General features: G+C 65.8%; 25 protein-coding genes and 1 riboswitch. Of the genes, 12 read left to right on the top strand and 13 right to left on the bottom strand.

Annotated features, from left to right (window positions below; translation table 11 throughout):
- Together I6N89_RS06840 and I6N89_RS06835 are read right to left on the bottom strand one after the other, a co-directional pair.
- Positions 1-263, bottom strand: a 263-nt coding sequence (locus I6N89_RS06840) for a GTP-binding protein (protein ID WP_207017495.1), incomplete at its 3' end; no start/stop codon positions are given.
- 232 nt (positions 264-495) lie between these two features.
- Positions 496-1140: a hypothetical protein gene (locus I6N89_RS06835; RefSeq protein ID WP_207017494.1), complete on the bottom strand. Its 645-nt coding sequence runs from the start codon at positions 1138-1140 to the stop codon at positions 496-498.
- 170 nt (positions 1141-1310) lie between these two features.
- On the opposite strand from I6N89_RS06835, the gene I6N89_RS06830 reads away from it, so the two are divergent.
- The gene (locus I6N89_RS06830; RefSeq protein ID WP_207017493.1) at positions 1311-1889 is read left to right on the top strand and encodes a hypothetical protein; all 579 of its coding nucleotides are present in this window, start codon (positions 1311-1313) and stop codon (positions 1887-1889) included.
- Between the two features lie 20 nt (positions 1890-1909).
- Here the strand turns inward: I6N89_RS06830 and I6N89_RS06825 are convergent, their stop codons facing one another.
- Positions 1910-2317, bottom strand: a complete 408-nt coding sequence (locus I6N89_RS06825; protein WP_207017492.1) for a universal stress protein — start codon at positions 2315-2317, stop codon at positions 1910-1912.
- Positions 2318-2593: 276 nt separating this feature from the next.
- On the opposite strand from I6N89_RS06825, the gene I6N89_RS06820 reads away from it, so the two are divergent.
- Positions 2594-3289 carry a response regulator transcription factor gene (locus I6N89_RS06820; protein ID WP_207017491.1) on the top strand — a complete coding sequence of 232 codons (696 nt, stop codon included), beginning with the start codon at positions 2594-2596 and terminating at the stop codon, positions 3287-3289.
- Positions 3290-3341: 52 nt separating this feature from the next.
- On the opposite strand, the gene I6N89_RS06815 is transcribed toward I6N89_RS06820, so the two are convergent.
- Positions 3342-3662 (bottom strand): antibiotic biosynthesis monooxygenase family protein, encoded by a 321-nt coding sequence (locus I6N89_RS06815; RefSeq protein ID WP_207017490.1) that lies wholly within the window; start codon positions 3660-3662, stop codon positions 3342-3344.
- 214 nt (positions 3663-3876) lie between these two features.
- Between I6N89_RS06815 and I6N89_RS06810 the strand changes: the two genes are divergently transcribed.
- From I6N89_RS06810 to I6N89_RS06785, 6 genes are all read left to right on the top strand, one after another.
- Positions 3877-4587, top strand: coding sequence for a DUF484 family protein (locus I6N89_RS06810; RefSeq protein ID WP_076696809.1), 711 nt, complete (start codon positions 3877-3879; stop codon positions 4585-4587).
- Positions 4584-5510, top strand: a complete 927-nt coding sequence (locus I6N89_RS06805; RefSeq protein WP_207017489.1) for a tyrosine recombinase XerC — start codon at positions 4584-4586, stop codon at positions 5508-5510. The genes I6N89_RS06810 and I6N89_RS06805 overlap by 4 nt, the downstream gene beginning before the upstream one ends.
- 102 nt (positions 5511-5612) lie before the next feature.
- Complete coding sequence (locus I6N89_RS06800; RefSeq protein WP_207017488.1) at positions 5613-6218, top strand: glutathione S-transferase; 606 nt, start codon at positions 5613-5615, stop codon at positions 6216-6218.
- Between the two features lie 76 nt (positions 6219-6294).
- On the top strand, positions 6295-6975 hold the full coding sequence (locus I6N89_RS06795; protein WP_207017487.1) for a phosphatidylserine decarboxylase: 681 nt from the start codon (positions 6295-6297) through the stop codon (positions 6973-6975).
- A complete protein-coding gene (gene pssA, locus I6N89_RS06790) occupies positions 6965-7720 on the top strand; it encodes a CDP-diacylglycerol--serine O-phosphatidyltransferase (RefSeq protein ID WP_207017486.1) in 756 nt (251 codons plus the stop codon). The genes I6N89_RS06795 and pssA overlap by 11 nt, the downstream gene beginning before the upstream one ends.
- A gap of 28 nt (positions 7721-7748) precedes the next feature.
- Positions 7749-8045, top strand: coding sequence for an alkylphosphonate utilization protein (locus I6N89_RS06785; protein WP_207017485.1), 297 nt, complete (start codon positions 7749-7751; stop codon positions 8043-8045).
- 227 nt (positions 8046-8272) lie between these two features.
- Here I6N89_RS06785 and I6N89_RS06780 read toward each other — a convergent pair whose 3' ends face one another.
- Positions 8273-8935, bottom strand: a complete 663-nt coding sequence (locus tag I6N89_RS06780; RefSeq protein ID WP_207017484.1) for an outer membrane beta-barrel protein — start codon at positions 8933-8935, stop codon at positions 8273-8275.
- Positions 8936-9156: 221 nt separating this feature from the next.
- Between I6N89_RS06780 and petA the strand changes: the two genes are divergently transcribed.
- From petA to I6N89_RS06765, 3 genes are read left to right on the top strand one after another with little or no spacing between them, the layout of a single operon-like run.
- Positions 9157-9732: a ubiquinol-cytochrome c reductase iron-sulfur subunit gene (petA, locus tag I6N89_RS06775; RefSeq protein ID WP_207017483.1), complete on the top strand. Its 576-nt coding sequence runs from the start codon at positions 9157-9159 to the stop codon at positions 9730-9732.
- Positions 9733-9743: 11 nt separating this feature from the next.
- Positions 9744-11087 carry a cytochrome b gene (gene petB, locus I6N89_RS06770; protein ID WP_207017482.1) on the top strand — a complete coding sequence of 448 codons (1344 nt, stop codon included), beginning with the start codon at positions 9744-9746 and terminating at the stop codon, positions 11085-11087.
- A gap of 20 nt (positions 11088-11107) precedes the next feature.
- Positions 11108-11896: a cytochrome c1 gene (locus I6N89_RS06765; RefSeq protein WP_207017481.1), complete on the top strand. Its 789-nt coding sequence runs from the start codon at positions 11108-11110 to the stop codon at positions 11894-11896.
- Positions 11897-11991: 95 nt separating this feature from the next.
- Here I6N89_RS06765 and I6N89_RS06760 read toward each other — a convergent pair whose 3' ends face one another.
- The 3 genes from I6N89_RS06760 to I6N89_RS06750 are packed head-to-tail and all read right to left on the bottom strand — an operon-like array spanning position 11992 to position 15177.
- Positions 11992-12690 (bottom strand): ATP-binding cassette domain-containing protein, encoded by a 699-nt coding sequence (locus I6N89_RS06760; protein WP_207017480.1) that lies wholly within the window; start codon positions 12688-12690, stop codon positions 11992-11994.
- Positions 12677-14218 carry a thiamine/thiamine pyrophosphate ABC transporter permease ThiP gene (locus I6N89_RS06755; protein ID WP_207017511.1) on the bottom strand — a complete coding sequence of 514 codons (1542 nt, stop codon included), beginning with the start codon at positions 14216-14218 and terminating at the stop codon, positions 12677-12679. The genes I6N89_RS06760 and I6N89_RS06755 overlap by 14 nt, the downstream gene beginning before the upstream one ends.
- The gene (locus tag I6N89_RS06750; RefSeq protein WP_207017479.1) at positions 14194-15177 is read right to left on the bottom strand and encodes a thiamine ABC transporter substrate-binding protein; all 984 of its coding nucleotides are present in this window, start codon (positions 15175-15177) and stop codon (positions 14194-14196) included. The genes I6N89_RS06755 and I6N89_RS06750 overlap by 25 nt, the downstream gene beginning before the upstream one ends.
- Positions 15178-15226: 49 nt before the next feature.
- Positions 15227-15326, bottom strand: a riboswitch (TPP riboswitch).
- A 94-nt stretch (positions 15327-15420) separates the two neighbouring features.
- Between I6N89_RS06750 and aroC the strand changes: the two genes are divergently transcribed.
- Positions 15421-16521: a chorismate synthase gene (gene aroC / locus I6N89_RS06745; RefSeq protein ID WP_207017478.1), complete on the top strand. Its 1101-nt coding sequence runs from the start codon at positions 15421-15423 to the stop codon at positions 16519-16521.
- A 45-nt stretch (positions 16522-16566) separates the two neighbouring features.
- Here the strand turns inward: aroC and I6N89_RS06740 are convergent, their stop codons facing one another.
- The 5 genes from I6N89_RS06740 to I6N89_RS06720 all read right to left on the bottom strand — a co-directional run bounded on the left by I6N89_RS06740 (position 16567) and on the right by I6N89_RS06720 (position 22703).
- Positions 16567-18435 carry a methyl-accepting chemotaxis protein gene (locus I6N89_RS06740; RefSeq protein ID WP_207017477.1) on the bottom strand — a complete coding sequence of 623 codons (1869 nt, stop codon included), beginning with the start codon at positions 18433-18435 and terminating at the stop codon, positions 16567-16569.
- 226 nt (positions 18436-18661) lie between these two features.
- The gene (locus I6N89_RS06735; protein ID WP_207017476.1) at positions 18662-19765 is read right to left on the bottom strand and encodes a site-specific DNA-methyltransferase; all 1104 of its coding nucleotides are present in this window, start codon (positions 19763-19765) and stop codon (positions 18662-18664) included.
- Positions 19766-19864: 99 nt separating this feature from the next.
- On the bottom strand, positions 19865-20494 hold the full coding sequence (locus I6N89_RS06730; protein ID WP_207017475.1) for a ribonuclease HII: 630 nt from the start codon (positions 20492-20494) through the stop codon (positions 19865-19867).
- A gap of 223 nt (positions 20495-20717) precedes the next feature.
- On the bottom strand, positions 20718-22361 hold the full coding sequence (gene groL / locus I6N89_RS06725) for a chaperonin GroEL (RefSeq protein ID WP_207017474.1): 1644 nt from the start codon (positions 22359-22361) through the stop codon (positions 20718-20720).
- Positions 22362-22409: 48 nt separating this feature from the next.
- The gene (locus tag I6N89_RS06720) at positions 22410-22703 is read right to left on the bottom strand and encodes a co-chaperone GroES (RefSeq protein WP_076696845.1); all 294 of its coding nucleotides are present in this window, start codon (positions 22701-22703) and stop codon (positions 22410-22412) included.
- Between the last annotated feature and the right edge of the window lie 68 nt (positions 22704-22771).

Below are 22771 nucleotides of genomic sequence, written 5' to 3'. Positions count from 1 at the left end.
ATCATGTTCTTCACATAGTCGGCGTGGCCGGGGCAGTCGACGTGGGCGTAGTGACGGTTCTCGGTCTCGTACTCGACGTGAGCGGTCGAGATCGTGATGCCGCGGGCTTTCTCTTCCGGCGCGCCGTCGATCTGGTCGTAGGCGCGGAAGTCACCGAAATACTTCGTGATCGCCGCCGTCAGCGTCGTCTTGCCGTGGTCAACGTGACCGATCGTGCCGATGTTGCAGTGCGGTTTGCCGCGCTCAAACTTTTCCTTTGCCATCTTGTAAAGACGCCTCGCCTTTTCAGGGGCCCCAACTGACCCGGTTTCGCATCGCGGGCCGTTTAGTGTCTTGCAACGGGAAAATCAAGCGATTGATGCGCCTGACGGCGCGAGAACAGGCGCGGCGATCCCACCGGACAACAGCGGCGGGCAAAGAAAGGCAAAACCCTGATGATATGGGCTTATTGCCGTATTGCCGCCCGAATCCCCGGCACGGGACAGGGCACCCGGGTCACGCCGCCTCTTCGGTCTCCGGCGGCTCAGGCGAATCCGCTTCCGCATCTTCCGCGGACGGCTCTCCGGTGGCTTCCGCGACGGCAGGCGGGTTGGCGTCGAGCCCGCCGAACCAGCCTTCTTCCTTCTGCATGCGGCGCATCCATTTCTCGATCTGCAACGCCACATTGGCCGAGAGGTTGCGCATCTGCTCCGCCTTGGACTGGGTCACGCCCGAGCCCACCACGGTCTCGGCGGAAAAACTTTCCAGCGCGGTGATCTGTTCGGGCTCTTCGTTGAGTTTCTTGCCCGCCGCGTCGTCCCAGACCGTGACCCGCACGATCAGCGCCGATTTCGGGCTGAAGACCAGCGGGATGCCCGGCTGCGCCAGCACATAACCTTCGACGCTCACGCCCAGATGATAATACTTGTCCCCCTCCTGCCGGCGAAAGCGCTCTTCCAGCGCCTTGTCGACCTCGGCGATCCATTCCTCGGCGCTGGCCTCGCGCGAGACCGGCCCCTTGACGATATTCGGCGCCACCACCTCGGCATGGCCGAGCTTGAAATTCCCCAGCGGTTCGACGGGCTCTTGCAGATTGGTCTGGCCGTTGGCGCAGGCGGCGAGGCCCAGAACAAGGCCGAGCGCAGGGATCAGTCGGGGCATGGGGCCTCTCTCGGGTGGTGACAGGTCCGCACCGGGATAGCCCAGCCGGCGCGGCGGCGCAATCGCGCCCCGCCGCTCACGGCGGCGCGAGCGGGGCCGAACGCGGGCTTGCCATCCCCCGCCGCTTTGCCGAAAGTCCGGCAAGCGACCGAAACAGAGCGTAACCGCCCGTGACCCTTCCGAGATTTTTCGCAGCCCTCCTCCTGCTTGTCGCCACGCTGGCCGTCGGCGGCTGCGCCGGCACCCCGGCGCATGAGCTGCAACCGCCCAGCGAGGCCGAGATCGCCGCGCTGGCGCAGGAGATCCGCGCGCTCGGCCCGGAGATCGCCCCGGAAGAGGCCAGCCGCGCCGCGCGCGTGTCGCTGGAATACCCGCTGCGGCTGGCGCAGGCCTACGAGATCGAGGACGCGCCCTATATTCACAATATCAAGGTGAACCAGGGGCTGAAGCCGCGCGGGCTCTGCTATCAATGGGCCGACGATCTGGAGGCGCGGCTGCGGCAGGAGGGCTTTACGACACTGAAGCTGCACCGCGCCATCGCCAATTCCGAGAGCGCGCTGCGCATCGAACACAGCACCGTCATCGTCAGCGCTCCGGACGACGGCATGTATGAGGGGATCGTGCTCGACCCCTGGCGCAATGGCGGCAAGCTCTACTGGGGGCCGGTGCTGGAGGATAAGAAATACCCCTGGCTGCCGCGGCAGGAGGTCTTTGCCCGCAAGCGAATGCAACGGCAGGCGACGCGCTGACGCGCCGCCCGGCGGTCTTTTCATCTCAGCACATGCACCGCGCATTTGGCGTGGCGCACCACCTGCGTGGCGGTCGAGCCCATGAGCAGGTCGCCCATCCCCGGGCGATGCGAGGCGATGACGATCAGGTCGGTGCCGTTATCCTCGGCGTAATCGAGAATCGTCCGGCCGGAATGGCCTTCGACCACGATGCCCGTGGCATGGCCCAGTTTGGAGGCCATGGCCTCAAGCTCCGATTGCACGGCAGCGCGCGACTGCGCCAGATAATCCGGCGGCATGTAGCTGATCGCGTAACCGGGGATATGCTCCATCACATGCAGCAGGGTGATGGTCGCGTCGTCATCCGCCAGTTCGCGGGCAACGGCCACGGCCGCCTCCGCCTTGGCGTCGCTGTCGAATGCGATGGGCACCAGTATTTTCTTGTACATAGGCGGCCTCCTTTCCTCTCCTTTCGGCAATCTGTCCTATCCGAACGGGTCTCGCTTTGATTCAAATCACCCGGCGCGGGCCCGTTTCCCATCACAATTCGGGCACAATCCGAGATTAATTTCGTCTTCAGGCCGCAGAACGCGCCGCATCCGCCCAGGACGCGATCGGACAAACCTCCCGACGCAACAGCCCCTGCGGATGCCATGGCAAGGCGGCCCTCCCGGCCGCGCCCCGTCCCGAACCATACCGGAACAACAAAAGCGAGGAGCGAGCCCATGCGCTATCTGATTGCGGAAACGAGCTGGAAACTGGTGAGCCTGTCGAAGGCCGTGGCCGACAGCGGCACCCTGAGAACCCGCTGCGAAAGCGGCGAGGAGATCGAGGATTATCATAGCACCGGCGCACAGGATCTGACGGTGATCGACGCCGGCCTGCTGCAACGGCACAGCGCGTTGAGCCGCCTGCGCGAGCTTCAGCCCGCCACCCCCATCTGCATTGTCGCGCGCAAACCCCGCCCCGAACAAATCGCCGCCTGGCTGACCTCCGGCGCCGATATGGTGATCGACGAGGCCACGCCACTACCCGAGATGGTAGCCCGGCTCGCCTCGGTGGCACGCCGCGCACATGGCATCGCGCAGCCGCTGCTGGAATGCGGCCCGCTCAGCCTCGATCTGGAAGCGCGGCGCGTGCATATGGGCACGGTGACGCTGTCGCTCTCGCCAAAGCTTTACGAGATCCTCGAATTCCTCGCGCTGCGTTCCGGCCGGCTGGCCTCGCGCGAGGCGCTGCTCAACCATGTCTACGGGTTCGAGAACGAGCCGGCGCCCCGGGTCTTCGACGTCTATATGTGCAACCTGCGCACCCACCTGAACGGCGTCGCCGAGGCGCTGCGGATCGACACGGTGCGCGGCTCTGGCTACCGGCTCGAAGTCACCGAGCGGCGCAAGGCGCTTCGGGCGCTGGCCGCGTAAGGCTCAGACAGGAGTGGTGGGCAGGATTGCCCACCCGACATGCGGTGCGGCTCTACCCGAATACCGCCTCAACATCGTACATCACCGGCTCAAAGCTGCGGCACAGCCCGTTGATCTCGCGGTTGCGTTTGCGCATCTCGTCGCTGCGCAACATCGCCTGGAAATCCTCGCGCCGGGTCCATTGCGAATAATTGGCGATGCGCGTCTGCGCATCGTTCACATGCAGCCCCGCCGCGATGAAGCCGGGCTGTTTCGAGATAAAGCCCTCATAGGCGTCGTGCAAAGCATCGAGCAGATCCTGGCAGGTGCCGGGCGTGGTCTCGAATGTGGTGATGACGGTCTGACAGGCGCTCGGGCTGGTGATCTCTGGCATGGCTCTCCTCCGTTCCCGCAAACACTCTGGCACGGAACGCCGGTTCCGCCAAACCTTTCCAAAGATGCGGGAAATCCGCGCCTTTCCGCCGCGCGCCGGCGGCTCGCTTGACACAAGCGCAACAGCCCGGCGAAACAGGCCGGCAAACCGAAAAAACCGGCGCATTCGCGCCCGCGACCTGCTAGGATCGCGCAAAAGAACAGACGAGACAGGCATGAGCAGCACACCTGAGACGATCACCGATACCCTGCGCGAGGAAATCATCTCGCGCCCCGACATGATCCTTGACGACCGCGACCTGATGCAGGCGCTCATTGCCGCGAACGAGCGGTCGATGGGCGGCAATATCGTCGATCTGCGCGGCATCGCGATGGAGCGGCTGGAATCGCGGCTCGACCGGCTGGAGGACACCCACCGCAGCGTCATCGCCGCCGCCTACGAGAACCTCGCCGGCACCAACCAGATCCACCGCGCCATCCTGCGCATGCTCGATCCAATTGCCTTCGAGCCCTTCCTGCACGATCTCGGCGGCGAAGTGGCCGATATCCTGCGCGTCGACATGGTGCGACTGGTGCTGGAATCGGCGCAGAACGACAGCGACCCGGCGATCCGGAGGCTGGGCGATGTGCTCTCGGTGGCCGAGCCCGGCTTTATCGAGGAATATCTCTCGGGCGGCAGCGGCGCGCCGCAGCGCCAGGTCACGCTGCGCCAGCTGCATGAGGGCGACGCGCGGATCTATGGCGACAAGGCCGGCTGGATGCGCTCGGAGGCCTGCCTGAAGCTCGATTTCGGCGCCGGTCGCCTGCCCGGCCTGCTGGTCATGGGCTCGGAGGATCCGCATATGTTCACGCCGCAGCAGGGCACCGACCTTCTGGCCTTCTTCGCCGGGGTGTTCGAGCGCGCCATGCGGCGCTGGCTGTCGTGAGCCTTGAGATCTCGCCCGCCGCGCGCGATGCGCTGGAGGGCTGGATCGCTGCCGCGCGGGCGCTGAAGGGCGCTGCCGAGAACACCGTCACCGCCTATCGCGCCGATGTGGCGGAGTTCATCGCCTTTCTCACCGCGCATCACGCCGAGCCGCAGGGGCTGGCGCCGCTGGCGCGGGTGACCACCTCGGATATGCGCGCCTTCATGGCGCATCTGCGCGGTGGCGGCGCCGCGCCGCGCTCGATGGCACGCAAGCTCTCGGCGGTGAAGAGTTTCTACCGCTGGCTGGCCGAGCGCGAGGGGTTCGAGCCCACCGCCGTGCTTTCCGCCCGCGCGCCCAAGTTCCAGAAGAAACTGCCCCGCCCTCTGGCCGAGGATGCCGCCCGTGCGATGATCGACAGCGTGAGCATGCAGGCCACCGACGGCTGGATCGGCGCCCGGGACGCGGCGGTGGTGACGCTGCTCTATGGCTGCGGGCTGCGGATCTCCGAGGCGCTGGGGCTCATGGGGCGCGACTGGCCCATGGGCGAGACGCTGCGCATCGTCGGCAAGGGCGGCAAGGAGCGCATCGTGCCGGTACTGCCGGTGGCGCGCGCGGCCGTCGCGACCTATCTCCAGCTCTGCCCCTACGAGATGGCGCCCGACGCGCCGCTCTTTCGCGGCAAGCGCGGCGGCGCGCTGAACCCGCGCCTCATCCAGAAAGTAACCGAGAAGGCGCGAATGCAGCTCGGCCTGCCCGCCACCGCCACGCCGCATGCGATGCGCCACAGCTTTGCCACCCATCTGCTGGCGGCGGGCGGCGATCTGCGGGCGATTCAGGAGCTTCTGGGCCATGCCTCGCTGTCGACGACCCAGGCCTATACCTCGGTCGACACGGTGCATCTGATGAAGGTCTACGAGGCCACGCACCCCAAGGCAGGCTGAGGCGGACAACGCCCTTCCAAGGGCGTTGCAAATCTTTTCGAAAAGATTTGCCGACCTCTGCCGCCGCGCCTAGGTTGGCGCCGAATTGAAAGGACAGGTGCCATGAAACTCCTGACATCCGCGGCCTCCCCCTTTGTCCGCAAGGTGCTCGTCACGCTGCACGAAACCGGCCAGATCGGCGAGGTCGAGACCATCGACGTGCACAACACGCCGCTCGCACCGCACCCGGCTGTCGCCGCGGCCAATCCGACCGGCAAGATCCCGGCACTGATCCGCTCCGACGCGCCGGCGCTCTATGACAGCCGCGTCATCTGCCGCTATCTCGATCACCGCGCCGAGGCCGGGCTCTATCCCGAAAGCCGCGTCTGGGACACGCTGACGCTGGAGGCCACCGCCGACGGCATACTCGATGCTGCCGTGCTCATCATCTATGAAGAGCGTTTCCGCCCGACGGAAAAGGTCTCGATGGAGTGGATCGAAGGCCAATGGACCAAGGTCTCCCGCGCCCTCGACGCACTCAACACCCGCTGGATGAGCCACCTGAACGGTCGCATGGATATGGGTCATATCGCCATCGGCTGCGCGCTCGGCTATCTCGACTTCCGCCACGACGCGCGCCAGTGGCGCACCGGGCGCGACGCGCTGGCCGGCTGGTACGCAGGCTTTGCCGAGCGCCCCGCGATGCTGGCCACCGCGCCCAAGGCCTGAGCCGGCGGGGCTTGCAAGACAGGGCCTTGCGCCTGTAAGCCCCGGCCACCCGCTCCAATGAAAAAGGACGCCGCCCATGCGGATGCGCGACACCTTCCTCAAACCGATGCACCCCGAAGGGCGCAAATTCGTCGGCGCCTTCGCCGTGGCCACGCTGGCGCTGTTCCTGATCTGGGAACCGCTGGGCTGGATCGGCACCGGGCTCACGATCTGGTGCTATTATTTCTTCCGCGACCCCGAGCGCGTCACCCCCAACCGCCCGGGCCTTGTCGTCAGCCCCGCCGACGGGGTGGTCTCGCTGATCGAACCCGCCGTGCCGCCGGCCGAGCTCGGCATGGGGCCCGAGCCGCTGACCCGGGTCTCGGTCTTCATGTCGGTCTTCAACTGCCATGTGAACCGCGCGCCCGTCGCCGGCGAGCTGATCCGCCTCGCCTATCGCCCCGGCAAGTTCCTCAACGCCTCGCTCGACAAGGCGTCGGAGGACAACGAACGCAACGCGCTGCGCATCCGCATGCAGGACGGGCGCGAGATCGCCGTGGTGCAGATCGCGGGCCTCGTGGCGCGCCGCATCATGTGGTGGAAGAAGGAAGGCGACTGGCTCGACCGGGGCGAGCGCTTCGGCCTCATCCGCTTCGGCTCGCGGCTCGATGTCTACCTGCCGCGCGGAGTGGCGCCGCAGGTGGCGCTGGGGCAGACCATGGTCGCCGGCGAGACGGTGATCGCCGATCTGACGGAAGGTGACGGCCATGGCGGATGAGCCGAAACCGGATCGCGGCGCGGAGAAACTGACGCTCATCCAGCTCTTACCCAATATGCTGACGGTGATCGCGATCTGCGCCGGGATGACCGCGATCCGGCTGGGGCTTCAGGGCTCCTACGAATACGCGGTGCAGCTCATCCTGCTGGCGGCGGTGCTCGACGGCATGGACGGAAGGCTCGCCCGCGCGCTGAAATCGGAAAGCGGCATGGGGGCTGAGCTCGACAGCCTCGCGGATTTCCTGAATTTCGGCGTGGCGCCGGGCTTTCTGCTCTACACCTGGGCGCTGGAGGACAGCCGCAGCTTTGGCTGGCTGGCGGTGCTGACCTTTGCGGTCTGCGCGGTGGTGCGCCTGGCGCGGTTCAACGTGCAGCGCAAATCCGAGGACAAGGCGCATGACAACGCCTATTTCACCGGCGTGCCCTCGCCCGCCGGCGCGCTGCTGGTGATGCTGCCGATGTTCCTCAGCTTTGCCTTCGCCTCGGGGCCGTTCCTGCCGGATATGGTGCTGGCGCTGTGGATGGCGGCGATCGGCCTGTCGATGATCAGCCGCATCCCCACCTGGTCGTTCAAGACCACCCGCATCCCGCGCAAGAACGCCAAGTTTTTCCTCGTCGCCGTGGCCTTTGCCCTGGCCGCCGCCGTGACCTATGCCTGGATCACGCTGGTGCTCTTCTGCCTGGCCTATGTGGCCACGGTGATCGTGATGCTGCCGCGCCGGCGGCGAGCGAAGACGGACGACTGACAGCGGCGCAAACCAAAAGGAGGCCGTCATGGCCGATCAGGACGAAGACTGGGTCTATGACGAGGCCAGCGGCGAATGGCGCCCGGCCTCGGAGATCGCGGCAGAGCAGAATGTCGAGGTGCGCGACGCGGCGGGCAACCTGCTGGCCGACGGCGATTCCGTGGTGCTGACCAAGGATCTCAAGGTCAAGGGCGCGGGCCAGACGCTGAAACAGGGCACGGTGATCCGCTCGATCCGGCTCACGGACAATCCCGAAGAGGTCGATTGCCGGCACGACACGATCAAGGGGCTGGTGCTGCGCACCGAGTTCGTCAAGAAGCGCTGAGCGGTGACGGGCGGAATACCGGCCCGGCCCATGGCTCCGCGGGCGGATTGGCGGACTGAAAACCAATCCTGTGGTGCGATGTTCGTAGGGTGGGTTTTCAACCCACCGTCACCCCCCAAACGGCCAATCGCGGTAGGGTGGGCAATCTGCCCACCACCCCCATCCACCAGACATAAAAAAGAGCGCCCGCCGGGCGGACGCTCTTTTCCCGCACCGTCTGCCGTCCTTCAGAACTTCATCGAAATACCGAAATTCAGCGCATTGGTCTTGATGTCGGTCTCCAGCGAGCCGCCGCCATCGAGATCGGCCTCGTTGCTGGAATAGGTAAACTGGTATTCGCCAAAGACCGAGAAGCGGTCGCTGACCGGATAGCTGATCCCCGCCAGAAGCTTCGCCGCCGGGCCGGTCAGCTGGTAGCCATAAGTCTTGTCGCCCGACGTGGTCTCGACGTCCACATGCGGCACCGCGATGCCGAGGCCCGCGCCGACATAGGGCGTCGCACTGCCCCACTGGTCCGGCCAGCGCTTCATCGCGTTCACCGTCAGGATATTGTGGCCGTCGGTGAATTCCATCCGGTCGAAGCCGAGCTTCTTGCGCTCGTCATCGGGCGCATAAACCTTCGAGTGAGTCATCTCCACCGCCAGGCCGAAGGTCTCGGTCCGCCACCAGGTGCCCCGGATACCGTAATAGGGCGGCATTTCGAAACTCTTGCCCTCCCAGCCGATCAGCGCATCGTAATCGGCGCCGGTACCGGGATAGTCGCCGGAGACGCGGCTATGCGGCGCAGTCTGCCAGCCGGTATAGACCGAGATTTCGAAATCCTGCGCCGCCACCTGCGACGCAGCCAGTGTTGCGACCGAAACGGTCGCTGAGAGAATCAGTGTTTTCATAGGGTCGCTCCAAGCGCCTTGAGGGCTTTTCGTGCACATAAGCACTCCGCTAGGCGGGTTTCAATTGCGACAGATCCGCACTTCTTGCGCTAGCGCCGCTTTTGATTGCTTTACGGGCAGATGACAGACCGCTAAATACCCGAACGGAAACGCCGTGCCGGGCCGCGGCTTTTTTATTGCCATCGGCCCCCTCAACGGCCCCGAGGAATGGAGTACACCCCGTGACACAAGCAGAAGATCACGAAGGCACCCGGAGGGATTTCCTCTACTACGCCACCGCCGGTGCCGGCGTCGTCACCGCCGGCGCAGCCGTCTGGCCGCTGGTAAACCAAATGAACCCCTCGGCGGATGTCCGCGCGCTCAGCACCATCCGCGTTGACGTCTCCGGCGTTTCGACCGGCACGCAGCTCACCGTGAAGTGGCTCGGCAAGCCGGTCTTTATCCGCCGCCGCACCGAAGCCGAGATCGAGAACGCCCGCGAAGTCACGATGGACCAGCTGGTCGATCCGGTGGCGCGCAACGCCAATGTCGATGCCGCCGCCGATGCCGAAGACCAGAACCGCTCGCTGGACGAAGCCGGCGAATGGCTGGTGATGATGGGCGTCTGCACCCATCTGGGCTGCGTTCCCCTCGGCAATGCTGGCGAGTTCACCGCCGGCGGCGTCGGCGGCTGGTTCTGCCCCTGCCACGGCTCGCATTACGATACGGCCGGCCGCATCCGCAAAGGCCCCGCTCCGCAGAACCTTCCGGTTCCCGCCGCGGAATTCGTCGAAGAAACCACGATCCTGCTGGGATAAGGAACGCACACATGGCCGGTATTCCGCACGACCATTACGAACCCAAGACCGCGCCCGAGACCTGGCTGCACAAGCGCCTGCCGATCGTCGGTCTTCTCTATGACACCATCATGATCCCCACGCCCAAGAACCTGAACTGGATGTGGATCTGGGGCATCGTGCTCACCTTCTGCCTGGCGCTGCAAATCGCCACCGGCATCGTGCTGGTGATGCATTACACGCCGCATGTGGACCAGGCCTTCGCCTCGGTCGAGCACATCATGCGCGACGTGAACGGCGGCTTCATGCTGCGCTACCTGCACGCCAACGGCGCCTCGCTGTTCTTCGTTGCGGTCTACCTGCACCTCTTCCGCGGCCTCTATTACGGCTCCTACAAAGCCCCGCGCGAGGTGACCTGGATCATCGGCATGCTGATCTACCTGTGCATGATGGGCACCGCCTTCATGGGCTACGTGCTGCCCTGGGGCCAGATGTCGTTCTGGGGCGCCACGGTGATCACCGGCCTCTTCGGCGCGATCCCCTTCATCGGCGAGCCGATCCAGACCTGGCTGCTGGGCGGACCGGCGGTGGACAACGCCACGCTGAACCGCTTCTTCTCGCTGCACTACCTGCTGCCCTTCGTGATCGCAGCCCTCGTGGCCGTGCATATCTGGGCCTTCCACACCACGGGCAACAACAACCCCACCGGTGTCGAAGTGCGTCGCACCTCCAAGGCGGAAGCCGAGAAGGACACCCTGCCCTTCTGGCCGTATTTCGTGATCAAGGACATCTTCGCCCTGGCGGTTGTCCTGGCGGTGTTCTGGGCGATCGTCGGCTTCATGCCGAACTATCTCGGCCACCCCGACAACTATGTCGAAGCCAACCCGCTCTCGACGCCCGCGCATATCGTGCCGGAATGGTACTTCCTGCCCTTCTACGCGATCCTGCGCGCCTTCACCTCCGAGGTCTGGGTGGTGCAGATTGCATCGTTCCTCACGGGCGGCATCGTCGACGCCAAGTTCTTCGGCGTGCTGGCCATGTTCGGCGCCATCATCGCCATGGCCCTGGCGCCTTGGCTCGACACCTCCTCGGTGCGCTCGGGCAAGTACCGCCCGCAGTTCAAGTGGTGGTTCTGGCTGCTGGTGATCGACTTCATCGCGCTGATGTGGCTCGGCGCCATGCCGGCCGAGGAACCCTATGCCAGCTTCTCGCTGATCGGGGCGGCCTACTGGTTCGGCTATTTCTTCGTGATCCTGCCGCTGCTGGGCGTGTTCGAAAAGCCGCTGCCGCAGCCCGCGACCATCGAGGAAGATTTCGACGCCCATTACGGCAAGTCCTCGGAAACCGGCGCCTCCGCGGCGACCCCGGCCGAGTGACAGAGAAAGGACAAATGAAAATGTTCAAGAAACTTGCCCTTTCGACCGCGATGGCCCTCGGCCTGGCCACCGGCGGCGCCTATGCCGCCGGCGAGGGTGGCCATGTGGAGGATTTCAGCTTCTCCTTCGAGGGGCCCTTCGGCACCTACGACCAGGCGCAGCTGCAACGCGGGCTCCAGATCTACACCGAGGTCTGCTCGGCCTGTCACGGCATGAAGTTCGTCCCCCTGCGCACGCTGGGGGATGAGGGCGGCCCGCACCTCCCCGAGGATCAGGTCCGCGCCTATGCCGAGCAGAATTTCGAGGTCTTCGACGCAGAGCTCGACGATTTCCGCCCGGCCCGTCCGACCGACCATTTCCCGGCGAACACCTCCGTCGGCGCCCCCGACCTGTCGCTGATGGCCAAGGCCCGCGCGGGCTTTCACGGCCCCTACGGCACCGGCCTGAGCCAGCTCTTCAACGGCATGGGCGGCGCGGAATACATCGCCTCGATCCTCACCGGCTATACCGGCGAGGAAAAGGAAGAGGCCGGCACGCTGTTCTACGAGAACCACGCCTTCTCCACCGGCTGGATCTCGATGGCGCCGCCGCTGATGGGCGAGGACGTGGAATATGCCGACGGCCACCCGAACTCGCTGGAGCACGAGGCGCAGGACGTCGCCGCCTTCCTGATGTGGGCCGCCGAGCCGAAGATGATGGCGCGCAAACATGCGGGCTTTGTCGGGGTGATCTTCCTCACCGTGCTCTCGGTACTGCTCTACCTCACCAACAAACGCATCTGGCGCTCGGTCAAGCACAAGGAAAGCTGACCCGGCCCCTGCCGCGAAACGAAAAGCCCCGCTAATCGGCGGGGCTTTTTGCTTGGAGGCGAAGAAAGCCCGCAAGGGCTTGATGAGCGCGCCGCCTACCCGCCCAGATAGGCCCGCAGCGCCTCCGGCGGATCGGCAAAGAGCGCCCCCGTCTCCACCGGCGCCTGCGCCACCCCCTCCGACACCAGAACCACCTCCTCGGCAAAGCGCTGCGCGTCCTGCGGATCGTGCGTCACCAGCAGCACCAGCGCGCCCAGCTCCTCGGCCACCTCGCGCAAGAGTTCCAGCATCTCGGTCTTGAGCGCCGGCCCCAGCGCCGCAAAGGGCTCGTCCAGCGCCAGCACCGGCCGCCGCTGCAACAGCACCCGCGCCAGCGCCGCGCGGCTCTGCTGCCCGCCCGAAAGCGCCCCGGGGCGGCGCCGGCCAAGCCCCTCCAGCCCGACACGCGCCAGCACCGCCTCGACCGCGGCCCCGTCCGACGCCCGCAGCCGCCCGCCATCCGGGCGCAGCGCCAGCCCGAGATTGCGCATCAGGTCGAGATGCGGAAAGAGGTTGTTCTCCTGAAACAGCATCGCCACCGGGCGCCGGTCGGGCGGCACATCGGTGATGTCGCGCCCCTGCCAGAACACCCTTCCCCGCCCCGGCCTGCGGAACCCGGCGATAAGGTCGAGCAGCGTGGATTTGCCCGCGCCAGACGGCCCGATCACCGCCACGCGCTTTCCCGGCGCCAGCGACAGATCCGCCGAGAGCGCAAAGGCGCCCTGACCGAACCCCACATCCTCAAGTCTCAGCATGGATCCGCCCTCCCCGGTCGAACAGCCAGAACGCGCCGAAGCTCAGGCACAGCAGGAGCAATGCGGCCCCCGCCGCCGCCTCCATCTGGTAAGACCCCATCAGCCGGTAGACCTGCAAGGGCAGCGTCGCCCGGTCGGGATCGGCAAAGAGCGCAATCACCCCCAGATCGCCGATCGACAGCGCCGCCGTCAGCCCGGCGGCAAAGCCCAGAGGCCGGCGCAGGCGCGGCAGCAGCACCAGCCGCAGCCAGGCCAGCGGCGTCAGCCCCAAAGCCTGCGCCAGCCGCGTGTAATCGGCGCGCACCGCCTCTGCCTCGGGGCGCAGGATGCGCAGCGCAAAGGGCAGCGAGACCAGCGCATTGATCAGCGTCGTCACCGGCAGCGCCAGCACGAACGGGTTCACATAGGGGCGCAGGATCAGGAACAGCCCGGTGCCCAGCACCAGCGGCGACAGCGCGATCCCCGCCAGCCCCACCAGCTCGCCGCCCCGCGTCGAGAGCGGCAGCGCCCAGAGCAGGCAGAGCGCCGTCGAGGCCAGCGCCACGCTCACCGAATGCCCCGCCGCCTCCCAGGTGCCCGGCCCCAGCAGCGCCAGACCGCCAAGCCCGCGCAGCACCACCATCATGAGCGGCGCCAGCAGGAACAGCGCCGCCAGTCCGATCCAGAGCGCATCCGTGATCCGCGCCGACAGCCCCTGCCCGTCCCAGCGCGGCAGCGCCCGGTCGAGCCCGGCACCGAACCCCGCGCCGGCGCCCAGCCGCAGCGCCACCAGCCCCGCCGTCAGCGCCAGCCCGAGCTGGATCACCGAGAGCAGCGCCGCGCGACCCAGATCGAACTCGAAGCGCACCGCCTGATAGATCGCCAGTTCCACCGTCGTGGCGCGCGGCCCCCCGCCCAGCGTCAGCGCCACCGCAAAGCTCGACAGGCAGATGACAAAGATCACCGCAAAGGCCCCGGGCGCGATGCGCAGCAGCATCGGCGCCTCCAGCACCCGGAACAGCGCCCAGGGCCGCAGCCCCAGCGACGCGGCAAGACGGAAGCGCTCGGCAGGAATCGCCAGCCAGCCCTGAAGCAATAGCCGCACCGCGAGCGGCAGGTTGAAGAACACATGCGCCAGCACGACGCCATGGATGCCGTAGATCGTGATGCCAGGCAGGCCGAGCACGCGCAGCGCCGTATTCACCAGCCCGTTCTGCCCGAAGACCGCAATGAGCCCCAGCACCGCCACGATCACCGGCAGGATGAAAGGCGCCCCCATCAGCGCCACCAGCACCCCGCGCCCGGGAAAGCGCCGCCGTGCCAGCGCACGCGCCACCGGCACTGCCAGCGCCACGCTCAGCCCCGCCGAGAGCAGCGCCTGCACCAGCGTAAAGCGCAGCGCCTGGACCTCGCCGGGGCCGAGCGCGCCCCAGCCGCCGGCGCGGACCAGCACCGCCGCGACAGGGCCCAGGGTGAGCCCCGCCACCGCCAGTGCGGCGAGCAGCGCGGAAAGGCGTGCCACGCTCAGCGCGACAGCGCCCGGCGCCAGGCCTCGATGGCCGGCTCACGCAGCGCGGCGGCCTCGTCCTCGGAATAGAACAGGACCTTTTCCGGCAGCTCCAGCTCCCGGAACCCCTCGGGCCATTTCTCGCGCGGCAGCGCCGCCGGGATCGACCAGTTGCCGGTCGCGATCATCTCCTGAAACGGCTCGCTCAGCAGGAAGGCCATGAACTGATCCGCCAGCTCCGGCTGATCGGTGCCCGCCACCTTGGCGGCCAGCTCGACCATGAAATAATGCCCCTCGGGGAAGATCGCCGCCTTCTTGGTGCGGTCCTCCTCGGCGATGATGTGATAGGCGGGCGAGGTGGTGTAGCTCATCACCATATCCGCCTCGCCATCGGTGAAGAGCCCGTAGCTTTCCGACCAGCCCTTGGTCACCGTCAGGATCTTGGGCGCGAGCTTTTCCCAGGCCGCTTCGGCCCCGTCGCCATAGACCGTCTGCACCCAGAGCACCGTCGCCAGCCCCGAGATCGAGCTGCGCGGATCCTGAATGACGATCTTGAGATCGTCCGGCGCGTCGAGCAGCGCCTCGAAGCTCGCGGGCGGCTCGGCCAGCCGCTCGGTATTGTAGACAAAGGCGGTGTGGCCGTAATTGTAGGGCAGGAAAATCTCGTCCGTCCACGCGATGGGCAGGGTCAGCGGCGAGAGATCCACATTATGCGGCGCGAAAAGCCCGCTTTCGCGCGCCTTCCTGGTCACATCGGTGTTGAGGCCAAAAACCACATCCGCCTCGGTGCGGTCGCCTTCCAGCAGCAGCCGGGGCAGCAGATCGCCGGGCTTGAATTGCAGATCGCAGTTGCATTCCGCCTCGAACATCTCTTCGATCTTCGGGCCGGGGCCCCATTCCGAGGCGACGTAATCGCCCGCATAGATGGTCAGGACGGGGGTCTCCGCCAGCGCGGCGCCGGCCGTGAACAGTCCCGCTGCAAATATCGTGGTGGCCTTCATGACATCCTCCAGACTTGCGGCGAGAGGGCAAGACTGGGCAGATCGCTCGGTGCGGTGCCGTCACCTTCCCTCCGCCGGTGTTAACCGGGTCAGGTTCAACGGGTTCGCATCGCGCATCTCAGCCCTGCCGGGCACCCCGAGGTGGGGCGAGTCGTAGCGGGGGCGTGGGCCTCTGGCAAGGCGAAATCCCTTGAGACACCGCCCGCCCTGCCCTAGGAGAAACCCGGACAAGGAGACCCGCGCATGAGCATGAACACTTTCGGCCATCTGTTCCGCGTCACCACCTGGGGCGAAAGCCACGGCCCCGCGCTGGGGGCCACGGTCGACGGCTGCCCGCCGGGCGTGCCGGTGGACGAGGCAATGCTTCAGAGCTGGCTCGACAAGCGCAAGCCCGGGCAGAACAAGTTCACCACGCAGCGGCGCGAGCCCGACGCGGTGCGCATCCTGTCGGGTGTGTTCGAGGGCCAGACCACCGGCACGCCGGTGCAGCTGATGATCGAGAACACCGATCAGCGGTCGAAGGATTACGGCGAGATCGCCGAGAAGTTCCGTCCCGGCCATGCGGACATCACCTATTGGCAGAAATACGGCATCCGCGATTATCGCGGCGGCGGGCGTTCCTCGGCGCGCGAGACGGCAGCACGGGTCGCCGCCGGCGGGCTGGCGCGGGCGGCGCTGGCAGAGCTGGCGCCGGGGATCGAGATCACCGGCTACATGGTGCAGATGGGGCCGCATGGTATCGACCGCGCGCGGGTGGATCTGGCGGAGGTTGGGCGCAACCCGTTCTGGTGCCCCAATGCCGAGGCGGCGGAGACCTGGGCCGAATACCTTGGCGAGCTGCGCAAATCCGGCGACAGCGTCGGAGCGGTGATCGAGGTGACGGCGCGCGGCGTGCCGGCGGGCCTCGGCGCACCGATCTATGGCAAGCTCGACACCGATCTGGCGGCGGCGGCGATGTCGATCAACGCCGTGAAAGCGGTGGAGATCGGCGAGGGCATGGCGGCGGCAGCGCTGCGCGGCTCGGAGAATGCCGACGAGATCCGCATGGGTCCGGACGGGCCGGTCTACAACTCGAACCATGCCGGCGGCATTCTCGGCGGCATTTCAACCGGGCAGGAGATCGTGTTGCGCTTCGCGGTCAAACCGACCTCTTCGATCCTCACGCCGCGCCACACGATCACGAAGTCCGGAGAGGACACCGAGATCGTCACCAAGGGGCGCCACGATCCCTGTGTCGGCATCCGCGCGGTGCCGGTCGGCGAGGCGATGGTGGCCTGCGTACTGCTCGATCACCTGCTGCTGCATCGCGGCCAGACCGGTGGAAATCGCGGCGTGATCGGCTAGGGCCTCAGCGCCCCTGCGCGGGGAGAGGGCGCGCCGCAAACCCGGTCAGAAATCCTCCCAGAGTGTGGTGTTTTCGCCCACGGCCCGTTTCATCGGCGCCGGCTCGGGCGCGGGCGCCAAGGCCAGCTCTTCGATCGGTGCGGAGACCGGGGTAACCTCGTCCAATTCGGCGCTGTCGGCAGACATGAAACGGTTCAGCTGGGCGGTAAGCCGGTCGGCCTCGCCGCTGAGCTGCTGACTGGCAGAGCTGGTCTCGCCCACCATGGCGGCGTTCTGCTGGGTAACCTTGTCGAGCTCGGCCACACCGACATTGATCTCCTGCAAGCCGGCGGCCTGCTCCTTGGCGGCAGAGGCGATCTCGGCCACCATGTCGGAGACCTCGGTGACATGGCGCACGATGTCCGACAGCGTTTCGCCGGTCTGCTCCACCAACTGCCCGCCATCCTTGACCTGCTGCGAGCTGTTGGAGACCAGCGCCTTGATCTCGCGCGCCGATTCCGAAGCCCGCTGCGCCAGCGAGCGGACTTCGGAGGCGACCACGGAGAATCCCTTGCCGCTCTCGCCGGCGCGCGCCGCCTCGACACCCGCATTCAGCGCGAGCAGGTTGGTCTGGAAGGCGATATCGTCGATCACGCCGATGATCTGGGTGATCTGGTCCGAGGAGGCGGCGATGGAGCTCATCGCGGCGAGCGCGCGCTCCATCACCGCGCCGCCCTCCTCGGCGCGGCGGCGGCCATCGCCGACACGCTTGTCGGCCTCGTCCGCCCGCGCCGCCGCGGCCTGGACGCTGCCCGACATCTGTTCCAGCGCCGCGGCCGATTCCTCAAGCGTCGCGGCCTGTACCTCGGAACGGCGCGACATCTCCGTCGACATATTCGACAGCTCTTGGGAGTTGCGCTGCACCATCTGGGCGGAGTCGCGCAGAGACGAGATCAGGTCGCCGATCTGCTCTGACAGATCGTTGAAATCCTGACAGATTTCTTCGTAACTCGCGCCGAGCTCATGCCATTCCGAAGGGTCGAGCCTTTCGTTCACACGGCCCTGCGCCAGCGCGCCCATGGCGCTGCCCAGCGCCTCGAAAAGCGCGACGCGGCGGTCATTGGCAAGGCGCTCCTTGCTCTCCGCCTGCTCGGCGCGCAGAAGCTTCTCGCGCAGATCCTGTAGGTTCTGTGATATGATCCCAGCCTCGTCGCCATATTCGGTCCCCGGGATTTCGCTTTCGTAATCGGCGCCGGCGATGCGCTGGACCACGCCGGCCACCGTCTGGAACGGGCGCGCCAGAACGCGTCCGAAGACCAATACCAGAGCAAACGAGACGGCGGTCACGACACTGAGTGACACGGCCAGCGTCGTCATGCTCTCCGTCACCGAACGTTCCGCGATGGCCTCGATCTTGCTGGTCTCGGCACGCAGGCCTTCCTGCATCGTGTCGATGCGACCGATCTGCTCGTTGAGCCGCTCGTATAGGTCCAAAAGCGCGATATGCATCTGAAAGGGGGTTACGCTGTCAGCCTCGGGCAGCGCGCGCGCCGCCTCCTTCACGCCCTCTACAGTGGCGGAAATATCCTGCAATTCGTCATGAAAGTCCGGCTTGTATGCGCGCGGGCTCTCGGTTTCGATAAAGATCGGCGACCGGCTCGCCACATCCCCTGTCACCTCGTCGAGATTGCCCAGCATGCTGTCGCGCGCGTCCTTCTCGCCGTCGCCGATACGCAGCAGATCGACCCGCGCCTGTTCCAGATCCTCGCGTATCATCCCGATCAGCTGATTCTGCTTGAACATGTCGAAGGCGTAGCGAACATCGCGCGCCAGCCCGCTTTGCACATTCCAGGACAACGCGCCGCTGACCAGCAGCAGCATGACGAACACCATTCCCAGGGCCAGAACCTGAATCCTGATGGAAAACCTTCTCATCGCTGACACGCGCTCCTTATTTCTCCCGGGAACCCGCCCGGCTCACACGTTCGCTATCAGAGAGGTGTAAACAAACTCTTCGAATCGGGCGGAAACCCGCAAGGCCCCGGCAGTACCACTTACAGACGCCGCAGCACGAAAATGCCCCGCCTGCGCAGGGCAGACGGGGCCAGTCTGTGCCTGTCGGAACAGGCACCGGCGGTGTCTTGAAATCGGATTTCCGGAATCAATGCGCGCGCGCGGCCATCTCAGAGCGGATCTGCTGGCGCAGCACATCAATGGGCACGGTCTTGCCATCCTTACGGAACTGCCAGTAGGTCCAGCCGTTGCAGGAGGGCGCGCCCTCGAGATGCGCGCCGACCTGGTGGATCGAGCCCTTCACCCCGTCGCCCACCAGCGTGCCGTCGGCCCGCACCTTGGCGACCTTGCCCGAGGGCGAAACCAGCATTTCACCCGGACGCAGCAGTCCGCGCTCGACCAGCTGGCCGAAGGGGATGCGCGGCTCGGCGCGTTTCGCGCGGGTCACTTCCAGCGCCGAACGGTCGAAGGGGCGGATGTCGGCGATGCGGCGCTCGGCCACCTCTCGATAGGCCGCCTCGCGCTCGATCCCGATCCAGTCGCGGCCCAGCATCTTGGCCACGGCGCCGGTGGTGCCGGTGCCGAAGAACGGGTCGAGCACCACATCGCCCGGGTTGGTCGAACCGACCAGCACCCGGTGCAGCAGGCTCATGGGCTTCTGCGTCGGATGCGCCTTGTCGCCATTGGCATCCTTCAGCCGCTCGCCGCCATTGCAGATCGGCAGCACCCAGTCCGAACGCATCTGCACCCCCTCGTTCAGCGCCTTCAGCGCCTCGTAATTGAAGGTGTATTTGGCGCCCTCGCCCTTCGAGGCCCAGATCATCGTCTCATGGGCGTTGGTAAAGCGCTTGCCGCGGAAATTCGGCATCGGGTTCGACTTGCGCCAGACCACATCGTTCAGGATCCAGTAGCCTTCGTCCTGAAGCGCGGCACCGACGCGGAAAATGTTGTGGTAAGAGCCGATCACCCAGATCGCACCGTTGGGCTTGAGCAGCCGGCGCGCCGCCTTGAGCCAGGCGCGGGTAAACTGGTCGTAGACCGAGAAAGAGGAAAACTGATCCCAGTGATCGTCGACCGCATCGACTCGGGAATTGTCCGGGCGATGCAGCTCGCCCTTGAGCTGGAGATTATAGGGCGGATCGGCAAAGATCAGATCGACGGACTCCGCCGGAAGACTGTTCATCATCTCGATGCAGTCGCCGGACAGAATCGTGTTGAGAGGGAGCGCTTTCGCGCCCGTCGTCTTGGTCATCGCGTTCATTCTCTGCCTCTGTCCCTGGTGCGTTTTCGCACTCGCTGGTTGGTGACAAAGATGAGTCAAAGGCGATTCGCGGTCAATTTCTTTTTTGAATCAGGGACTTGCGGATTTCTCTTGCCACAAGATATTGTGTACGGGCCTGAAGGATCGCCTATGGTGAGGGGTTACACCGAGATTTCGGAGCGCCTCTCTGTGGCTTTTCGATCCGTAGCCGGCATTGGTCTCCCAGCCGTATCCGGGATGGTGTTGCGCCAAATCCCGCATGTAGCGATCGCGCCACGTTTTGGCGACGATCGAGGCCGCGGCGACGCTCACCGAGCGGCCGTCGCCGCCGATCAGCGGGGTCGCGGGACAGGTCAACTGGGGCGGCAGAAAACGCCCGTCGACGAGCACATGGCCCGGCGGGCGTGGAAGGTCTGTGAGCGCCCGGTGCATGGCGAGCAGGCTGGCCTGGAGGATGTTGATCTCATCGATCTCCTCCACGGAGGCATGACCGAGACCGACCTCGGCGCATTCCCAGAGCCAGCCCGCGAGCCGTGCCCGGCGCTTGGCCGAGAGTTTCTTGGAATCGTTCAGCCCCGGCGGGATGCACGCCGGATCGAGCACCACGGCAGCGGCCACCACAGGGCCGGCCAGCGGGCCGCGCCCCACCTCGTCAACCCCGGCGACCAGCCTGCCCTGCTGCCAGTGCTCTGTCTCATGCATTGTGTCCGGCCCGTCCATGTCGTCCTTGAAAGCGCAAAGACCTCATGCCTGCAAGCGCCCGGCCCGCCGCCACAACAAATTTGTTATCCCGATCCGGCAAACGGCAGGCGCCACAAGATTTTTCGTACGAAAAATCTTGTGGCCGGGCGATGGAACCGGCGGCGGAAAAAGACAAAGGCGCCCGAAGGCGCCTTTGCTTTATCAGCTGTGACAGCATCACATGTCGCGGTGCGACAGGTGATTACATCATGCCGCCCATGCCGCCCATGTCGGGCATGCCACCGGCGGGTGCTGCGCCTTCTTTCTGCGGCTTGTCGGCCACCATCGCTTCGGTGGTGATCAGCAGGCCCGCGATCGAAGCGGCGTCTTCCAGTGCGGTCCGCACGACTTTCGCCGGGTCGATCACGCCGAACTTGAACATGTCGCCATATTCGTCGGTCTGAGCGTTGTAGCCGAACTTCAGATCGTCGGATTCGCGGATCTTGCCTGCGACGACGGAGCCGTCGACACCGGCGTTCTCGGCGATCTGACGCAGCGGAGCTTCCAGCGCCTTGCGCACGATGGTGATGCCGGCGTTCTGGTCGCTGTTGACGCCTGCCAGACCTTCGAGCGCCTTGGCACCCTGCACCAGCGCGACGCCGCCGCCGACCACGATGCCTTCCTGAACGGCCGCGCGGGTCGCGTTCAGCGCGTCATCGACACGGTCCTTGCGCTCTTTCACTTCCACTTCGGTCATGCCGCCGACGCGGATCACGGCAACACCGCCGGCCAGCTTGGCCACGCGCTCTTGCAGCTTCTCACGGTCGTAATCGGAGGTGGTTTCCTCGATCTGCGTGCGGATCTGCGAAACGCGCGCTTCGATCTCGGCTTTCTCGCCATGGCCGTCGACGATGGTGGTCTCGTCCTTGGTCAGGGTGACGGTCTTGGCGGTGCCCAGCATGTCCATGGTGACATTCTCGAGCTTCATGCCCAGATCTTCCGAGATCACCTGGCCTCCGGTCAGGATCGCGATGTCCTGCAGCATGGCCTTGCGGCGATCGCCGAAGCCCGGTGCTTTCACGGCTGCGATCTTCAGGCCGCCGCGCAGCTTGTTGACCACGAGGGTCGCCAGCGCTTCGCCTTCGACGTCTTCCGCGATGATCAGCAGCGGTTTCTGCGACTGGATCACCTGCTCGAGCAGCGGCACCAGCGGTTGCAGCGAGGAGAGTTTCTTCTCGTGCAGCAGGATCATGCAGTCGTCGAGCTCTGCAATCATCTTGTCGGCGTTGGTCACGAAGTAGGGCGACAGGTAGCCGCGGTCGAACTGCATGCCTTCGACGACGTCGGTCTCGGTTTCGAGGCCCTTGTTCTCTTCGACGGTGATCACACCCTCGTTGCCGACCTTCTGCATCGCGTCGGCGATCTGCTTGCCGATCTCGGCTTCGCCGTTGGCGGAGATGGTGCCGACCTGAGCGACTTCGTTGGAGTCGTTCACCGGGCGGGCGGCGGCCTTGATGGCCTCGACGACCTTGGCGGTGGCCAGGTCGATGCCGCGCTTGAGGTCCATCGGGTTCATGCCCGCTGCGACCGATTTCATGCCTTCCTTGACGATGGCCTGGGCCAGAACCGTCGCGGTGGTGGTGCCGTCGCCGGCCTCGTCATTGGTGCGGGAAGCGACTTCCTTCACCATCTGCGCGCCCATGTTCTCGAACTTGTCTTCCAGTTCGATCTCCTTGGCAACCGACACACCGTCCTTGGTGATGCGGGGGGCGCCGAAGGATTTGTCGAGCACCACGTTGCGGCCTTTCGGGCCGAGGGTCACCTTCACCGCGTCGGCGAGGATGTTCACGCCCTTGAGCATGCGCGAGCGGGCGTCGGTGTCGAACTTCACGTCTTTAGCAGCCATGTGCGTTCTCCTGAATCTGAATTACGGTTGAGGAAGTCGGAGCGGCGCTTACGCGGCCTCGGTCACGCCGAGGATGTCCGATTCCTTCATGATGAGCAGCTCTTCGCCGTCGATGCTGACTTCGGTGCCCGACCATTTGCCGAACAGAACCTTGTCGCCTTCCTTGACGGCCATCGCGATCAGCTCACCGCTGTCCTTGCGCGCGCCTTCGCCACATGCGACCACGAGGCCCTCGGCGGGCTTTTCCTTGGCGCTGTCGGGGATGATCAGACCGCCTTTGGTCTTTTCGTCGCTCTCAACGCGGCGAACCAGCACGCGGTCATGAAGCGGTTTGAATGCCATCTTCGAGTCTCCTAGCTCAAAGGTTGTCCTTTATGGCCCCCTGCGGGACCATTAGCACTCATGTGGAG

The organism is Salipiger abyssi (assembly GCF_017311415.1).
GTDB lineage: Bacteria > Pseudomonadota > Alphaproteobacteria > Rhodobacterales > Rhodobacteraceae > Salipiger > Salipiger abyssi_A.
The sequence above is the reverse complement of the archived record's forward strand: the minus strand, read 5'-3'. Positions and strand labels throughout refer to the sequence as shown.

Coding starts and splice junctions, on each gene's coding strand:
- I6N89_RS06820 (WP_207017491.1), top strand. CDS start 2,594: ATGCGCTATCTGATTGCGGAAACGAGCTGGAAACTGGTGAGCCTGTCG.
- I6N89_RS06735 (WP_207017476.1), bottom strand. CDS start 19,765: ATGACCAAGACGACGGGCGCGAAAGCGCTCCCTCTCAACACGATTCTG.
- I6N89_RS06795 (WP_207017487.1), top strand. CDS start 6,295: ATGCGGATGCGCGACACCTTCCTCAAACCGATGCACCCCGAAGGGCGC.
- I6N89_RS06740 (WP_207017477.1), bottom strand. CDS start 18,435: ATGAGAAGGTTTTCCATCAGGATTCAGGTTCTGGCCCTGGGAATGGTG.
- I6N89_RS06810 (WP_076696809.1), top strand. CDS start 3,877: ATGAGCAGCACACCTGAGACGATCACCGATACCCTGCGCGAGGAAATC.
- I6N89_RS06825 (WP_207017492.1), bottom strand. CDS start 2,317: ATGTACAAGAAAATACTGGTGCCCATCGCATTCGACAGCGACGCCAAG.
- I6N89_RS06780 (WP_207017484.1), bottom strand. CDS start 8,935: ATGAAAACACTGATTCTCTCAGCGACCGTTTCGGTCGCAACACTGGCT.
- I6N89_RS06800 (WP_207017488.1), top strand. CDS start 5,613: ATGAAACTCCTGACATCCGCGGCCTCCCCCTTTGTCCGCAAGGTGCTC.
- I6N89_RS06785 (WP_207017485.1), top strand. CDS start 7,749: ATGGCCGATCAGGACGAAGACTGGGTCTATGACGAGGCCAGCGGCGAA.
- I6N89_RS06835 (WP_207017494.1), bottom strand. CDS start 1,140: ATGCCCCGACTGATCCCTGCGCTCGGCCTTGTTCTGGGCCTCGCCGCC.
- groL (WP_207017474.1), bottom strand. CDS start 22,361: ATGGCTGCTAAAGACGTGAAGTTCGACACCGACGCCCGCTCGCGCATG.
- I6N89_RS06765 (WP_207017481.1), top strand. CDS start 11,108: ATGTTCAAGAAACTTGCCCTTTCGACCGCGATGGCCCTCGGCCTGGCC.
- petB (WP_207017482.1), top strand. CDS start 9,744: ATGGCCGGTATTCCGCACGACCATTACGAACCCAAGACCGCGCCCGAG.
- aroC (WP_207017478.1), top strand. CDS start 15,421: ATGAGCATGAACACTTTCGGCCATCTGTTCCGCGTCACCACCTGGGGC.
- I6N89_RS06760 (WP_207017480.1), bottom strand. CDS start 12,690: ATGCTGAGACTTGAGGATGTGGGGTTCGGTCAGGGCGCCTTTGCGCTC.
- I6N89_RS06750 (WP_207017479.1), bottom strand. CDS start 15,177: ATGAAGGCCACCACGATATTTGCAGCGGGACTGTTCACGGCCGGCGCC.
- I6N89_RS06815 (WP_207017490.1), bottom strand. CDS start 3,662: ATGCCAGAGATCACCAGCCCGAGCGCCTGTCAGACCGTCATCACCACA.
- pssA (WP_207017486.1), top strand. CDS start 6,965: ATGGCGGATGAGCCGAAACCGGATCGCGGCGCGGAGAAACTGACGCTC.
- I6N89_RS06720 (WP_076696845.1), bottom strand. CDS start 22,703: ATGGCATTCAAACCGCTTCATGACCGCGTGCTGGTTCGCCGCGTTGAG.
- I6N89_RS06730 (WP_207017475.1), bottom strand. CDS start 20,494: ATGGACGGGCCGGACACAATGCATGAGACAGAGCACTGGCAGCAGGGC.